Below are 15,175 nucleotides of genomic sequence, written 5' to 3'. Positions count from 1 at the left end.
GATGGACAAGCGCGGCAAGACGCTCGCCCGCATCCACCGCGTCCGTACGCTCCAGCTCGGCCTGACCCGCGCCGACGAGGCACGCGCGCATGACAAGTTCGCCAGCGAACAGGTCCTGTCAGGTCGTATCGCACTCCTCGTCGAAGCGGTCGCGCCGGTTCACGAAACGCAGGTCGCGGTGTCGCTGGGTGCCGCTGCGCATTACCGCGAACGCCTGCAGAAATCTGCCGATGCCGCTGTCGAACGCGTGCAGGCGGCCGGACATCATGTCGGCCGCGCCGCCGAAGCGACCCGCGCCGCCAAGCGCGATCAGACCGCGGTCGAGAAGCTGCTGGCGCGTGCCGATGCCGATGCGGTGTTGAAGGCGATCCGCGCGATGGAAGAATCCCCCGCCTTCCGAAAGGTTCGGCACGATCCTTGCTGAGCGGTAGCGGAACGGCAGCTTGCCGACGTCCCGAACGAGTAGCTGCATGATCCAGACCGCGACCCTTTCACCCCTGCTGCCGACCCAGGCACGGTCGACGACCGTGCCGAACGTGCGGCCGACGGGCGATTTCGCGGGCGCCTTCATCCTGGCGAACGACGACGCCGGCGCCGAAGCCGCCCCACCAGCGGCGCTGCCGATCACGACACTCCCCTCACCAGCATCCGTAGTCACCGTCCGGCAGGACGCCGCCGCGACCGGCAACGGCTTGCCGACCCCGGCCTTTTTGGACACCGCCCCGACGATCGTGGCGCAACCCGCAAAGCCACTCCCCGAACCGCCACCGTCGTCGCTGCCGCCGCTCACACTGGCCAAACCAGCAATTCCGGCAGCCACGGACCCTGCATTGCCGGACGCCACCGCCAAACGCGCGACCGCCCCGCGCTCGACCGTTGCGACGGCGCGCCCCACGGCGTTCGCCGTTTCGCCCCGCGCCGGCAAAGCCAAGGACGACGCCCCCACCACCCCGTCGGACAATACCGTCGACGCGCCCCTCGCCGATCAGCCGGTCCTGCCCGCTCCGGCCATGCCCGATGCTATCGTGCCCGACCCGGCTCCTGCTGTTCCGGCACCGTTCGATCCGATCCCATCCGCTCCGGCGATGTCCGATCGCACCGCAAACGATCCGCCCGCGCGAAGCCCGTCCACCCCGCTATCGTCCGCCCCAACATCCCCCGATCGAACCGCGATCGATCCGCGCATCGTCACGGCTAGCGCGGACGTACCGTCATCCGTTGCCCCGCCCTCCCTCGCCGCCGTCGCGACGCCCCCAGGCGAAACCGTCGTCGCACCGACTGCATCGACGGTCGGGAGTGCGAAGCCCGTCGGCAAAGCCGTGATAGCAGCCAAGCCCCGCGGGTCGCGCGAACCGGCCCCGTCGACCAGCGACTTACCGACGATCGCTTCCTCCCCCGAGCAATTCCGCGAGTTGGCAAAGGGCACGCAGGCCGAACCGACGCTCCCGACTGCGATCCCTGCTGCACAACCCCAGGCCACAGCCGTCGTCTCGTCTCGTCCGCGACCGGCGGCGGACTTTGTCGATCCCAAGCAGCTGGTATCCGCGCCAACCGCACCCGCGGCCGTGATGTTCAGCGCTCCGGTCGGCACGCAGCCCGCCGCCGCGCGGATCACGAACCCGCCATCGCAGATCGCCGGGCTTGCCGCGGCGATACCGATCGCGCCGCAATTCTCGGGCGTAATCCTGGCGCCGCAATCGTTGGAGGTAACCTTCGCCCCGACTGCAGCGCGCGAACAGGTGATGGCGCAGCCGCTCCCGGTGGCAGGCCTGCCGCCCATCACCGACACGGTAACGATCGCGACTCCCCGCTGGGTCGCGACCGACGCGACCACCCCCGTCGCCCTCACTGTCGCCCGGCCCGACGCAGTCCAGCCGCAACCCGGCACGGTCGCGCCCGCAAGCCAGGTGTTCGGCGCCGCGATCCAGGCCGCCACCAGGATCCGCGACGATCGCGACACGACCGACACCACCGCCTTCCCGCTCGCCGCCAGCGCACCCGTATCGCCGCCGACGATCAAGACCGCCGAGGCCCACCAAGCCCCGCTCGACATGCGGCAGGAGCGCTGGCCGCATGCGATGATCGAACGGATCGAGATGCTGCGTGACTCCGCCGACGCGTCCGATACGCGGATCCGCCTGATCCCCGACGCGCTTGGCGCGATCGACGTGTCGATGAAGACCGACGGCGACACCGTGCACGTCCACTTCAACGCCGAACAGGCCGCGACGCGGACGTTGCTGGCGGACGCCCAGCCACGACTCGCCGAACTGGCCGAAGCACGCGGGCTGAAGCTCGGCCAGGGCACGCTCGGTGACGGCAGTGCGGGCTCCGGGCAACGCGCGCCGGCCTCGCCGCAAACCCCGAATCGCACCGCCCCGAATCGCACGACGACAGCATCCGCCATGATCGCGGACGCTGCCGAAGATACCCGAATCGCTTGAACCGAAGGACCCCGACATGGCCGAGAAGAAAGATACTGCCGACACCGCCCCGAAGAAAAAGGGCAAGATGAAGACGATCCTGATCGGCGGCGCCGCGCTGCTGATACTGGTCGGTGGCGGCGTCGGCGCGGGTGTCTATGCCAGCAATGCCGGGCTGCTCGGCGGGGGCCATGCCGCCGCCGACGACGGCAAGCCCAAGCTCGTTCCAAAGAGCGAGCAGAAGCATGCCGGCGAGGGCGGCGAAGACAGCGGCGGCCACGGCGGCGGCGAGGAAGCCGCGCCCGAAAACCACGGCATGAAGCCCCCCGCAGGAGAGGGCGGCGACAAATATGCGTCGACCTATTACCCGATGGAGAAGGAATTCACCTCGAACCTGCAGGACTCGTCGCACTTCGTCCAGGTCGGCATCGCGGTCGCCACGCCGTACGACGACACCGTCATCACCAACCTCAAGACCAACGATATCGCGGTCCGCTCGGCGGTCCTGATGGCGCTCGGCGACACCACCGAGGAGCAGGTGATGAGCAGCGACGGCAAGCGCCAGTTGCAGGTCCGATTGGCCAAAGCGATCAACGATACGCTCAAGCAGAAGGAAGGCTTCGGCGGCATCGGTAACGTTTACTTTACCAGTTTCGTTGTTCAGTGAAGCATGGTTAACGAGGCCCCAGCAAAGACACGCGAGCGACGCGACCGGGATCGCTCCGGCGCGCCCCAGGGGGGCGTGCTGCATCAGGGCGTGCTCGGCGGGGCCAAGCTCAATCCGTTCGGCGACCTGCATTCGTTGCAGCATCTCTCGGCCCGGTTCGCGCGCGGCCTGCGCGGTGTGTTCGAGCCGTTGCTCCGCCAGGAGGTCCGCTGCTGGGCCGAGCCGTTGGTCGTCCAGCGTTTCACCGATTACCGCGCGGAGCGCAGCGATACGCTGACCGCGTGGCTGCCGCTGATCATGACGCCCGGCATGGCGCAGGCGCTGTGCATCATGGACGGCAAGTTCGTGCTCGAGATGCTCGACATGTTCTTCGGCGGCACCGGCGCCGCGCCGCACACGCTGCCGACCGAGTTCTCGCCCGCCGCCGAAGCGATGGTCGCACGGATCGGCCAGATGATCGCCGCGCCGCTGAAGACCGCGTGGGAGCCGATGGCGCGGTTCGACTTCCTGCCGACCCGCGTCGAGGTGAACCCGGCGATGATCGCCGATCTCGACGGCGAGGATGCGATGATCGTCACGCGCTTCGGGATCGCCGCAGGGCCCGCAAAGCCGGTGTTCCTCGATCTAGTCTATCCGGTCTCCGCGCTGAAGCCGCACGCGCCGTCGCTGACCGCCAAGGTCGTCGGCAAGTCGGCCGAGCCCGATCCGGCGTGGCGCAACGAGCTCACGCGCGCCGCCATGAACGTGCGCTTCCCGATCCGCTCGGTGCTCGCCGAACCGGTCGTCAAGCTGACCATGCTGATGGACCTGAAACCCGGCGACGTGATCCCGATCACCATCTCGGGCGACGTGCCGGTGATGGTCGGCAACAATCGGCTCGGCTGCGGCACGGTCGGCACATCGAACGGTTTCGCCGCCATCCAGCTCACCTCGATTACCAGTTTCGACGAAGGATTTGCAGCATGAACGACATGACCGGAGGCTTCCCAGTCGATGCCGCGGTGGCCGCCAATTTCCGGCTGCTCCAGGATGTCGACGTCAAGCTGACCGTCGAGATCGGCTCGACCAGCCTGACGCTGCGCGAACTGCTCGCGCTCGGCGAATCCAGCGTGATCGAACTCGATCGCCAGGCCAACGAGCTGCTCGACGTGTTCGTCAACGGCACGCTGATCGGGCGCGGCGAAGTCGTCACGGTCGGCGAGCGCTTCGGCGTGCGGATGACCGAGCTCGTCAGCCCCGACAAGCGCGGCTGATCCGGTGCTCTGGACCTATATCCTCAAGCTCGTCATCCTGCTGCCGCTGGTGTGCGGACTGATGTTCGGCTGCCTGTACCTGTGGCGCAAGTTCGAGAGCCGGATCCCGGGCAAGCCGTCGACGCGGCTGATCGGCGTCAAGGAAACGATGATGATCTCGCCGGGCTTGCGCCTCGCGGTCATCGATTTCGAGGGCCGCCGGCTGCTCGTCTCGGTCGGCCGTGGCGGCGTGCACCTGATCGACAAGGTCGACGCATGACGTCTGCAGCTCGTCCGACGGTAACGCGCAAGGGTTCGGGTCCTGCCCTGTTTACCGCGCCGAAGCGCTCCCCGTTTTCCCGCGAACGCGGGAATCCAGGCGCCACGAACGGTGCGCTTCGTAACCCTGGATCCCCGCGTTCGCGAGGAAACAGCTTGGTGTGGATCGGCCTGGCCCTCCTCCTCGCCCTCTTCCTCGCAATGCCCGCCTTCGCGCAAGGCGTCCCCGCCCTGACCAACCCCGCCGTCGGCGACGCGGTCGATCGCGCACTCGGCCAGCTCGGCGGCCAGGCCGCGGGCAATACCGGCCAGAGCGGCTCGCTATCGCTGTCGCTGCAAGTCCTCATCATCATGGGGCTGCTCACGATCCTGCCGGGCATCCTGCTGATGATGACCAGCTTCACGCGGATCATCATCGTGCTCGCGATCCTGCGCCAGGCGCTGGGCCTGCAACAGACGCCGCCGAACCAGGTGCTGCTCGGCCTGTCGCTGTTCCTCAGCTTCTTCATCATGGCGCCGACGATCAACCAGATCAACACGACCGCGATCCAGCCCTATGCCGCGGGCCAGCTCGCCGGCACGCAGATGATCACCAGCGCAGGCGTTCCGCTCCACGCGTTCATGGTCAAGCAGACCCGCGTCAAGGACGTCACGATGTTCGCGCAGATGGCCAAGTCCGGTCCCTACGCGTCGTCGCTCGACATTCCCTTCTCGGTCCTGCTCCCCGCATTCGTCACGTCCGAGCTGAAGACCGCGTTCCAGATCGGCTTCCTGATCTTCCTTCCTTTCATCGTCATCGATCTCGTCGTCGCGACCGTGCTGATGTCGCTCGGCATGGCGATGTTGTCCCCGACGATCATCTCGATGCCGTTCAAGCTGCTGCTGTTCGTGCTGGTCGACGGCTGGGCGCTGACGATGGGCAGCCTCGCCAACTCGTTCGCGACGTAGAGCCATGCACGGCCCCACACTCCTGTTCGCCCCACACCTGCCGTTCGCCCTGAGCGAAGTCGAAGGGCCTGAGACTCATGTGCTTCGACTACCGCACTCGGCGGTAGTTCATCCTGAGCGCCTGCCTTACAGGCAGCCGAAGGGCTCAGCACGAACAGCAGTTTTATAAGCCATGGACGCGCAATATTTCCTGACCGTCGCCAACCAGACGATGTGGGTGCTGGCGCTCGCCAGCGCGCCGATCCTGATCCCGGCGCTGCTGGCCGGGCTGATCCTCGGCATGATCCAGGCGGCGACGTCGATCAACGAGCAGACGCTGTCGTTCGTGCCCAAGCTGGTGGTGGTGGCGGTGTCGATCCTGATCTTCGGGAGCCTGATCCTCGGATTGCTGAGCGATTTCACCATCGGCATCTTCGAGCGCATCCCGGATCTGGTGAAGTGAGGCGCAGCGCCAGCGCGGCCACGCCCGCGCTGCTAGCGCAAGCCCGGCCGGCGGGGCAAAGCTCCCGTCCGACGACGCGGCTTTGCCGCGGCGTGGCGCATAATCCGAACACGGATCCGAACAGCATTGCGACACGGCAAAGCCGCGTCGTCGGTCCTCGGCCCTGCCGAGGCCGGCCGGGCTTACCCACGTGGCGCGCAGCGTGCGCGCTCTCGCGGTCTGCGCCATGTTAGGCTTCGGCCTCTCGATCGAACCCCAGCTCTGGGCGCTCATCTTCGTGATGATCCGCATCGGTGCGACGTTCATCGCCGCGCCCGTCTTCGGCAACGTCTCTGTCCCGGTCACCGTGCGCGTCACCCTGTCCGGCGCGATCGGGTTCCTCGTCCTCGCGGCGCACCCGATCGTGCCGCCGCAACAGATCTTCGCGGTCTCGACCATCCTGTCCGCCGCCGCCGAAGCGCTGGTCGGGCTCGCGCTCGGCTTCGTCCTCCAGATTTCCTTCGCCGCGCCGATGATCGCGGCCGAAGTGATCGGCGGCGCGATGGGGCTCGGCTTCGCCTCCTCGATCGACCCGCAGAACGGCAAATCGAGCCCCGCGCTCGGCCAGTTCTTCTCGATCATGCTCACGCTGCTGTTCCTGTCGGTCGACGGCCATCTGATCCTGATCGACCTGATCGTCAGGAGCTACGACGTGCTCCCGCCCGGGGCCGCGTGGATCGGCGTCGAGCGGCTGAAGGCGATCGCGTTCTTCGGTGGCTATGCGTTTCTCGCCGGCCTGCTGCTCGCGCTGCCGGTCGGGTTCCTGCTGCTGTGCCTCAACATCGTCGTCGGCATGCTGAGCCGCGCCGCGCCCGCGCTAAACCTGTTCGCGGTCGGCCTCCCCGCCAGCCTTGCGGTCGGCGTCGTCACGCTGGCGATCGCGTTCCCGACGATGGGCGACTACATGCTGGTCATCGTCCGCGAAGGCCTGGCCGCCACCGAAAACCTGGTGCTCGGCTGATGGCAGAGGTGGCGCATGTCTGAGGATGGCGGTGAAAAGACCGAATCCCCAACCGCCAAGCGCAAGAAGGATGCCGTCGAGAAAGGCGACATCCTCCGATCGCGCGACTTCGCCACTGCGCTCAGCATGGTCGCCGGCGTCGGCTGGCTGATCTATGCCGGTCCGTCGCTGATCGCCGCCTGCAAGCAGGTGATGGCGTCGAGCTTCCAGTTCACCCACGCTGATGTCGAGGATTTCTCGCCGTGGCGGCCGCTGATGGACGCGGGCGGCAAGCTTGCGCCGTCGCTGATCAGCCTGTTCGTCGTCACCATCGCCGCCGCGATCCTCAGCCAGGCCGGGCTCGGCTCGCTCGGCTTCAACGGCAAGCTGATGGCGCCCAAATACAGCCGGGTCGATCCTGCCGCGGGTCTCAAGCGGATCTTCGGGTCGAACGGCTGGATCGAGCTCGGTAAGTCGCTGCTGAAGGTGATCCTGCTCGGCACGATCGGCGGCTGGATGCTGTGGAACGCCGCGCACACGACGATGGGCCTAGCCTCGTCCGCCGATCTGAACCAGGCGCTGTCGACGCTAGGCGGCACATTCAAGGCGATCCTGATCGCGATGGCGTTCGGGCTGTGCGCGATCGCCGGGATCGACCTGCCGATCCAGATCATCCGTCGCCTCGGCAAGATGCGGATGTCGAAGCAGGAGGTAAAGGACGAGCACAAGTCGACAGAGGGCAATGGCGAAGCGAAGGGCCAGATGCGTGCCAAGATGCGCGCGATGGCGAGCGGCGGCCTGCGCAAGTCGGTCGCCGAGGCGCATGTCGTGCTGACCAACCCGACGCACTTCGCCGTCGCGCTGCGCTACGATCGCGGCAAGGATCAGGTACCGGTGGTGGTCGCCAAGGGCCGCGGCGCGACCGCGCTGGCGATCCGCGAGCTGGCCGGCGAAGGCCAGGTGCCGATCCTGGAATATCCGATGCTCGCCCGCGCGATCTATTACACCAGCAAGGAAAACCAGGAGGTCCGCGACGACCTCTACATGGCGATCGCGACGGTGCTCGCCTTCGTGTTCGGGCTGAACGCCGCGGCTGGCGGTACGGCGCCGGGAGTCCAGCCCTTCGTCACCGTGCCGAAGGATGCGCGGTTCGACGAAAATGGGATGAAACAATCCTAAAGATCGGTGGCGAACGGCCGTTCTTGAGGGGGACGCGCACGCCGACTTCAGGTGCAGGGACTTCGCCATGGTAACATCGACCACCAGCACGACGGCTACGCCGACCCCCACGCCGACCGCGACCAGCGTCGTGCAGTCCGCGACGCAGGCGCTGCTGACATCGCTCAGCACGGGGTCCGGGATCGATACCGCCACGCTGGTCCCAGCCCTGGTGAGCGCGCAGTTCGCGACGAAGACCGCGACGCTGAAGGCGAAGGCCGACACGTTGACCGCGCAGATCTCCGGGATCGGCACGATCAAGAGCGCCATCACCGGATTTTCCACAGCACTCGCCAATCTGGTGAAGGGCGGCACGCTCCAGACCCAGCCCAGCAGTTCCAGTCCCGCAACGCTCTCGGCCACCGCGCTTCCGGGCGCCAAACTGTCGACCCTGTCGGCGAGCGTGACCGTCACGCGCCTGGCCACGCCGCAAGTCGCGCGCACGACGAACCCGATTGCCGATCGCACCGCTGATCTCGGGACGGGCACGCTGACGTTGACGATCGGCAGCGCGACGCCCGTCTCGATCGATGTCGGCAATGGCAGCATCGATTCGATTGCCTCGGCGATCAACGCCTCGAAGACCGGCGTGACCGCCTCGGTCGTGACCGATGCGAACGGCGGCGCCTATCTGTCGGTCAAGGGCGGCACCGGCGACGCGCAGGCGTTCACGCTGAAAGGGGCGAGCGGCGACCGCGTCGACATCGGCGGCAGCGCGACGAAGACCAGCCTGGTCTCGACCGCGCAGAACGCGCAACTGACGGTCGATGGCATCGCCGTCGAGCGCCCGAGCAACACGGTCAGCGACCTGGTCGACGGCGTGAAGCTGCAGCTCAATGCCGTGTCCGCGGTCCCCGTGACGCTGGGCAGCACGCCGCCGACCGACGCGCTGACGCAGGCGGTCAACGACGTCGTCGACACCTATAATCAGGTGCTGGCGGCGATCACCGCACAGACCGACCCGATGACCGGCACCCTGCGGTCCGATACGGCCGCGACCGGCCTGCTGCGATCGTTCAAGGCCCTGAGCGCGAAGGCCCTGGTGGGCGGGGCCGTCACCGGCATCCCGCGAACGCTGTCCGAGATCGGCGTCGCGACCAACACCGACGGCACGTTGCGCGTCGATGCTGTGTTGCTCGCCAAACAGGTCGCGGCGAACCCCGACACGATCGAATCGATGTTCGCACCGTCGGGGACCAACGCGCTCGGCCTGTCGGCCACGCTCGCCGCGCTGACGACCAGCGCGACCAGCACGCTGACCGGGCTGGGCGCGTCGGCCCTGCGCTACAGCGCGGCGCAATCCGTCGTAACCGAGCAGCAGGACAAGGTCACCGACCAGTCGGCGCAGCTGAACACCCGGCTGACGCAGCAATATGCGAGCATGAATTCGCGTGTATCCGCCTACAAGGCGACGCAGACCTTCCTGACCGGCCAGATCGCCCAGTGGAACAAGAGCGACTCGTGACCTACGCGACCACCCTGACACGCGATCCGTTCGCGACCTATCGCCAGATCGATGCCGTCGGCCGCACCGCGACGGCGGACGGTCCGGCGCTCGTCCAGCTGCTCTACAAGGAGCTCGTCGCCGCACTGCGCGCCGCCGCCTGGGCCGCCGAAAAGGGCAAGCTGGCGATCAAGAGCGAGCGGATCACGCGCGCCACCGCGATCCTGTTCGCCCTGGAATCGGGTCTCGATTTCGAAAATGGCGGCGCGGTCGCCGAAACGCTCGCCCGGTTGTACGGCGGCGCGCGGAAAACCATCATCAACGCGTCGATCGGCCTCGACCCCCGCCCGTTCCGCGACTCCGCCGACATGCTCGACGAGATCGCCCAGGCCTGGCGCACCGCCAGCGCTGCCTAAGCACGAAGATCTGGAGTCCTACCGCCGGAACCAGTGACGGGCGGAGAAATACCCGACGACGCCCACCGCGATCACCAGGCACGCCGCCGCGATCGCGTCGAACGCCCACGGCTCCTCGGCATAGGGCAGGCCCTTCACGTTCATGCCGTACAATCCGGTCAGGAACGTCAGCGGCAGGAACACCATCGCCGCGATCGAGATGATCAGCGAGCGATTGTCGATCTGCTCGGCGCGCAGGTCGGTCAGCGTCTCGTGGACCAGCGCCGACCGCTCGCGGATCGATTCGAGCTCCTCCGCCATCCGCGCCGCTCGGTCCGCCGCCGCCGCCAGATGCAGCCGGTCGTCGTCGGCAAGCCAGTCGCCGGGCAACGCCGCCAGCTTCTCCAGCGCCGCACGTTGCGGATTGAGAAAGCGTTTGTAGCCGATCGCCGCCACCCGCACCTTGCTGACCGTGCGGCGCAGTTCGAACACGCGGTTGGCGTCGAGCTGTTCCTCGCAATCGTCGAGTTCGTCGCCGAGCGTCGCCACGTCGGGATCGAGATCGGCGGTGATCGCGGTCGCGAACGCGGCGATCAGGTCGCCCGGATCGCGGATCTCACCGCGTTCGACCATCTTTTGAACCTCGACGACCGCGATCAGCGGTTTCCGCGTGACCGAGAAGACCCGCCCCTTCACCGCCCAGATCCGCACCGACGCGAGCATGTCGGAGGTGTCGAGTTCCTCGTGCGAACGCCCGCGCAGGTTGACGAACGCGCCGTCGCCGACCGCCTCGCAACGTGGCCGGGTCTCGGTCGCGGTCAGCGCATCGACCACGTAATCGAGCAGCTTGGCCTCGTCGCGCAGCCAGGTCTGCGCGTTCTCCGCCGTCGTTGACAGGTGCACCCAGACCAGGTCCGCGGTACAATCGAGCGCTTCCTTGACGTCCACCGGCGTCGCTTCGCCGTTGACGATGCGAAAACCGAAACCGCTCACCGCGCCATCTCGATCGCCACCGACAGGCCCGTGCCCGGATCCGCCGGCATCGCCGCGCAGTGCCGGGCCGCATCGGCGCGTGCGCGGTCGAGGATCGCCGCGGGCACGTCAGGGCTATGATAGACCCAGTCGGCGCTGGCCAGCGCACGCACCTGGCGCAGCGTCAGGTCGTCCGGATCGGTGGAGGTCAGGCGGATCGCAACCTGCTCCCCTCCCCGGGAGGGAGGGGTTGGGGGTGGGTCGGCCGATTGGGAGTCGGCACGCACATCAGCGGCCAACCCACCCCCTGCCCCTCCCTTCCAGGGAGGGGAGCCTGGTGTGGATTGGGCCAGCCATGCGTCGCCGCTGGTGACGTGAAATCCGAAGCAGCTCACCGCGCCATCTCGATCGCCACCGACAGGCCCGTGCCCGGATCCGCCGGCATCGCCGCGCAATGCCGGGCCGCATCGGCGCGCGCGCGGTCCAGGATGGCCGCGGGCACGTCAGGGCTATGATAGACCCGGTCCGCGCTGGCGAGCGCGCGCGCCTGGCGCAGCGTCAGGTCGTCCGGATCGGTGGAGGTCAGGCGGATCGCAACCTGCTCCCCTCCCTGGAAGGGAGGGGTTGGGGGTGGGTCGGCCGATTGGGCGTCGGCACGCACATCAGCGGCCAACCCACCCCCTGCCCCTCCCTTCCAGGGAGGGGAGCCTGGTGTGGATTGGGCCAGCCACGCGTCCACATCATGCGTCGGCGACAGCGGATCGAGCATCCCCCCCGCCCCCATCGCCGTCGCCAGCGCGCGGCGGCGCTCGCCCATATCGGGCCAGCGCTTGCGCAACGCGCCACGTGCCGCCTGCAACGCCAGCGCGAGTTTGCCCAGATCGGCCGGCACCAGCGCCTCCAGCCGCTGCCGCACCGCCGCCGCGAGTCCCGCCGAAACACCGCTCGTTCCGATCGCGATCAGCACCGGCGCGCGGTCGACGATCGCGGGCAGCGTGAAATCGCACAACGCCGATCGATCGACCGCGTTGACCAGCAGCCCGCGTGCCTTCAGCCGAGCGACCGCCGCAAGCGCCTCGTCCTCATCGTCGATCGCGACGATCGCCAGCGCGGCCGTCGCGTCCTCGCCCACGACCAGCGCGCCCGCACGATCGAGCAACCGCCGCTTCGCATCCGCCGCCTCGCCCTCGCCCAGCAGGATCACCGGACGTCCCGCCAACCTGACGAACAGCGGCAGGCTCTGTAGAGTACCGGGCGGCGGCGCGGGGGTCACCGCTTCAACCATTCCGGCACGCGCTCGGCGGCCAGGATCGTCTCGGGCTGGATGCGGTCGGCGACCACCGCGAACCGGTCGCCGTCGACCAGCACTTCGGGCACCAGCGCACGGCTGTTGTAGGTCGACGCCATCGTCGCGCCGTACGCTCCGGCGGTACGGAAGATGCCGAGATCGCCCGACTTCACCGCGTCGATGTCGCGCCCCATCGCGAACGTGTCGCCGGTCTCGCATACCGGACCGGCGATGTTCGCGGTCATCCGTTCGCCGCTCGGCGCGACTGCTACGAAATCGTGATACGCGTCGTACATCGCGACGCGCGCGAGATCGTTCATCGCCGCATCGACGATCACATACGGGTTCACGACGCCGGGCTTCACCCAGATGACCTCGGTCAGCAGCACCCCGGCATTGCCCGCGATCACGCGACCCGGCTCGAACATGAGTTCGACGTCCCACCCGGCGGTCGCGCGCGCGACCATCGCACCATAGTCGGCCGGGCTCGGCAGCACGTCGCCGGGCTTGTACGGCACGCCGAGCCCGCCGCCGAGATCGACGCGGCTGATCGCATGCCCCGCCGCGCGCAGCTCCGCGACGAGTTCGCCGATCCGCGCATAGGCGGCCTCCAGCGGGGCGAGGTCGGCAAGCTGGCTGCCGATGTGGATCGCCACACCGCGCAGGTCGAGGCCGTCATGCTTTGACAACCGATCGAACATCGCGACGGCCTGATCGATCGCGACGCCGAACTTGTTCTCCTTGCGCCCGGTCGAAATTTTCGCGTGCGTGCCCGCATCGACGTCCGGGTTGACGCGCAGCACCGCCGGCGCGCGTTCGCCACGGGCATGCGCGAGCGCAGCAAGCACTTCGCCCTCCTCTTCCAGCTCCAGATTGAACTGGCCGATCCCGGCGTCCAACGCCTGCGCCAGTTCACGTCGCGTCTTGCCGACGCCCGAGAACACGATGTCCGCCGCAGGAATGCCCGCCGCCAGCGCACGCTGCATCTCGCCGGCCGAGACGACGTCGGCGCCATAGCCCTCGTCGGCCAGCACGCGCAGCACCGCGACGTTCGGATTGGCCTTGATCGCATACGCCAGATGGACCCGCCCCACGCCTTTCAGCGCATCGCGGAACACCTGCGCATGACGACGGAAGGTCGCGGTCGAATAGACATAGACGGGCGTACCGACGGCCTCGGCGATGGTCGGCAGGGCGACGTCTTCGGCGTGCATCACACCGTCACGATAGGCGAAATGGTTCATGGATCGGATCTTCAGTTAGGCGGCGGCAGGTCGAACTCGTCGCTACGCCGCTCGTCGGATTGGGTCAGCAGCTCGTCGCTCCGCTTGGGGCGTTGCTGGGTGGTGGGCGTCAGCAACTCCGCGGGCGTCGGCTGGGTCTTCGCACCATAAGGTGCGACCGGCAGCGTCTTGCCCTCCGCCGGTTTCAAGCCGTCCGCCGCGCCGCATCCGGTTAGCGCCAGCGCCAGTCCCGCCAATCCCAAAAGCCGCTTCATGCCGTCTCTCCCCGAGCCGCTCGACCCCGTTCGACGTTGATCGCCGCCCGCACATTGGCCGGCGCCGTGCCGCCGAAGCTAGTCCGGCTGGCGACCGACGCATCGACCGACAGCACGCCGTACACGCGTTCGTCGATCCGCGCATCGATTGCCTTCAGATCCTCGATCGGCAGCGCGTCGAGCGCAACCTTCCGCTCCTCCGCCAGCTTCACCGCGCGCCCCGTCACGTGATGCGCCTCGCGGAATGGCAGGCCGGCCTCGCGCACCAGCCAGTCGGCGAGATCGGTCGCGGTCGCGAAGCCGCTTTCGGCCAGCCCGCGCATCCGATCGGTGCGGAACGTCGCGCTCTCGACCATCCCGGTCATCGCCGCGATCGACAGCGCGAGCAGGTCGTGCGCCTCGAATACCGGCGGCTTGTCGTCCTGCATGTCCTTCGAATAGGCGAGCGGCAGGCCCTTCATCGTCACCATCAGCGCGGTCATGCAGCCGAGGATGCGCCCGGCATGGCCGCGCACCAGTTCGGCCGCATCGGGATTGCGCTTCTGCGGCATGATCGAGCTGCCGGTCGACCATTGATCGCTCAGCGCCACGAAGCCGAACGGCTGCGACGCCCACAGCACGAACTCTTCGGCCAGACGTGACAGATGCAGCGAGGTCTGCGTCGCCGCGGTCAGATACTCGATCGCGAAGTCGCGGTCGCTGACGCCGTCGAGCGAATTGGTCATCGGCCCGTCGAAGCCAAGCGCCGCTGCGGTCATCTCGCGGTCGATCGGGAAGCCGGTCCCGGCCAGCGCAGCCGACCCCAACGGCGAACGGTTCATCCGCGCCCGCGCATCGGCAAAGCGCCCGACGTCGCGCGCGATCATCGCATGATACGCCATCAGGTGATGGCCTAGCGTCACCGGCTGCGCGGACTGCAAATGCGTGAAGCCGGGCATGACGCTCGCCGCATGCTCTTCCGCCCGTGCCAGCAACGCCGCCTGGAATCCCGCGAGCGCCGCCAGCGCCTGGTCGATCGCGTCGCGCACCCACAGCCGGAAGTCGGTGGCGACCTGATCGTTGCGCGAGCGCGCGGTGTGCAGCCGCCCCGCGACCGGCCCGATCGCGTCGGCCAGCCGCGCCTCGGTCTGCATGTGGATATCTTCGAGGACCAGATCCTCCTCGACGCCGTTCGCCGCGTAATGCGCCGCGACGGTATCGAGCCCCGCGGAGATCGTCGCCGCGTCCTCCGCCGACACGATGCCCTGCTTGCCGAGCATCGCGACATGCGCCTTCGAGCCGGCAATATCCTGCTGCCAGAGCCGCTTGTCGAAGGGAATGGAGGCGTTTATCTCGCGCATGACCGCTGCCGGCCCTTCGGCGAACCGCCCGCCCCACATCGAATTGGAAC

The 15,175-nt window shown here is 68.0% G+C and carries 18 protein-coding genes; 12 read left to right on the top strand and 6 right to left on the bottom strand.

The genetic code is table 11. The features are described from left to right. Position 1 precedes the first annotated feature (1 nt). The 12 genes from U1707_RS11480 to U1707_RS11425 all read left to right on the top strand — a co-directional run bounded on the left by U1707_RS11480 (position 2) and on the right by U1707_RS11425 (position 10,048). On the top strand, positions 2 to 424 hold the full coding sequence (locus U1707_RS11480; RefSeq protein WP_332800192.1) for a hypothetical protein: 423 nt from the start codon (positions 2 to 4) through the stop codon (positions 422 to 424). 46 nt (positions 425 to 470) lie between these two features. Beyond that, positions 471 to 2,444 carry a flagellar hook-length control protein FliK gene (locus U1707_RS11475; RefSeq protein ID WP_332800191.1) on the top strand — a complete coding sequence of 658 codons (1,974 nt, stop codon included), beginning with the start codon at positions 471 to 473 and terminating at the stop codon, positions 2,442 to 2,444. Between the two features lie 16 nt (positions 2,445 to 2,460). Continuing rightward, entirely contained in the window at positions 2,461 to 3,090 is a 630-nt protein-coding gene (locus U1707_RS11470) for a flagellar basal body-associated FliL family protein (protein WP_332800190.1), read from the top strand. A gap of 3 nt (positions 3,091 to 3,093) precedes the next feature. Beyond that, positions 3,094 to 4,056 carry a flagellar motor switch protein FliM gene (locus tag U1707_RS11465; RefSeq protein ID WP_332800189.1) on the top strand — a complete coding sequence of 321 codons (963 nt, stop codon included), beginning with the start codon at positions 3,094 to 3,096 and terminating at the stop codon, positions 4,054 to 4,056. Continuing rightward, entirely contained in the window at positions 4,053 to 4,343 is a 291-nt protein-coding gene (gene fliN, locus U1707_RS11460) for a flagellar motor switch protein FliN (protein WP_056054132.1), read from the top strand. The genes U1707_RS11465 and fliN overlap by 4 nt, the downstream gene beginning before the upstream one ends. A 4-nt stretch (positions 4,344 to 4,347) precedes the next feature. Then, positions 4,348 to 4,602: a flagellar biosynthetic protein FliO gene (locus U1707_RS11455; protein WP_056054129.1), complete on the top strand. Its 255-nt coding sequence runs from the start codon at positions 4,348 to 4,350 to the stop codon at positions 4,600 to 4,602. A gap of 200 nt (positions 4,603 to 4,802) precedes the next feature. Further along, positions 4,803 to 5,549, top strand: a complete 747-nt coding sequence (gene fliP, locus U1707_RS11450; RefSeq protein WP_332800496.1) for a flagellar type III secretion system pore protein FliP — start codon at positions 4,803 to 4,805, stop codon at positions 5,547 to 5,549. 172 nt (positions 5,550 to 5,721) lie between these two features. Beyond that, a complete protein-coding gene (gene fliQ / locus U1707_RS11445; RefSeq protein ID WP_055874447.1) occupies positions 5,722 to 5,991 on the top strand; it encodes a flagellar biosynthesis protein FliQ in 270 nt (89 codons plus the stop codon). 226 nt (positions 5,992 to 6,217) lie between these two features. Further along, positions 6,218 to 6,991, top strand: a complete 774-nt coding sequence (fliR, locus tag U1707_RS11440) for a flagellar biosynthetic protein FliR (protein ID WP_332800495.1) — start codon at positions 6,218 to 6,220, stop codon at positions 6,989 to 6,991. 15 nt (positions 6,992 to 7,006) lie between these two features. Next, positions 7,007 to 8,149, top strand: coding sequence for a flagellar type III secretion system protein FlhB (gene flhB, locus U1707_RS11435; protein ID WP_332800188.1), 1,143 nt, complete (start codon positions 7,007 to 7,009; stop codon positions 8,147 to 8,149). Between the two features lie 67 nt (positions 8,150 to 8,216). Next, positions 8,217 to 9,653 (top strand): flagellar filament capping protein FliD, encoded by a 1,437-nt coding sequence (fliD, locus tag U1707_RS11430; RefSeq protein WP_332800187.1) that lies wholly within the window; start codon positions 8,217 to 8,219, stop codon positions 9,651 to 9,653. After that, the gene (locus tag U1707_RS11425) at positions 9,650 to 10,048 is read left to right on the top strand and encodes a flagellar export chaperone FliS (RefSeq protein ID WP_131587215.1); all 399 of its coding nucleotides are present in this window, start codon (positions 9,650 to 9,652) and stop codon (positions 10,046 to 10,048) included. Before fliD ends, U1707_RS11425 begins: the two co-directional genes overlap by 4 nt. Before the next feature lie 18 nt (positions 10,049 to 10,066). Here the strand turns inward: U1707_RS11425 and U1707_RS11420 are convergent, their stop codons facing one another. From U1707_RS11420 to argH, 6 genes are all read right to left on the bottom strand, one after another. Next, entirely contained in the window at positions 10,067 to 11,020 is a 954-nt protein-coding gene (locus U1707_RS11420) for a CorA family divalent cation transporter (protein ID WP_332800186.1), read from the bottom strand. Next, positions 11,017 to 11,286 (bottom strand): hypothetical protein, encoded by a 270-nt coding sequence (locus U1707_RS11415; RefSeq protein WP_332800185.1) that lies wholly within the window; start codon positions 11,284 to 11,286, stop codon positions 11,017 to 11,019. The genes U1707_RS11420 and U1707_RS11415 overlap by 4 nt, the downstream gene beginning before the upstream one ends. A gap of 104 nt (positions 11,287 to 11,390) precedes the next feature. Then, on the bottom strand, positions 11,391 to 12,284 hold the full coding sequence (locus U1707_RS11410) for a precorrin-2 dehydrogenase/sirohydrochlorin ferrochelatase family protein (protein ID WP_332800184.1): 894 nt from the start codon (positions 12,282 to 12,284) through the stop codon (positions 11,391 to 11,393). Next, the gene (gene lysA, locus U1707_RS11405; protein WP_332800183.1) at positions 12,269 to 13,531 is read right to left on the bottom strand and encodes a diaminopimelate decarboxylase; all 1,263 of its coding nucleotides are present in this window, start codon (positions 13,529 to 13,531) and stop codon (positions 12,269 to 12,271) included. Before lysA ends, U1707_RS11410 begins: the two co-directional genes overlap by 16 nt. Before the next feature lie 11 nt (positions 13,532 to 13,542). Beyond that, positions 13,543 to 13,785 carry a hypothetical protein gene (locus U1707_RS11400; protein WP_332800182.1) on the bottom strand — a complete coding sequence of 81 codons (243 nt, stop codon included), beginning with the start codon at positions 13,783 to 13,785 and terminating at the stop codon, positions 13,543 to 13,545. Beyond that, positions 13,782 to 15,164, bottom strand: a complete 1,383-nt coding sequence (argH, locus tag U1707_RS11395; protein ID WP_332800494.1) for an argininosuccinate lyase — start codon at positions 15,162 to 15,164, stop codon at positions 13,782 to 13,784. Before argH ends, U1707_RS11400 begins: the two co-directional genes overlap by 4 nt. Between the last annotated feature and the right edge of the window lie 11 nt (positions 15,165 to 15,175).

Origin of the sequence: Sphingomonas sandaracina (assembly GCF_036663695.1) — a bacterium.
Lineage (GTDB): Bacteria > Pseudomonadota > Alphaproteobacteria > Sphingomonadales > Sphingomonadaceae > Sphingomonas.
This window is presented reverse-complemented; position numbering and strand designations above follow the sequence as displayed.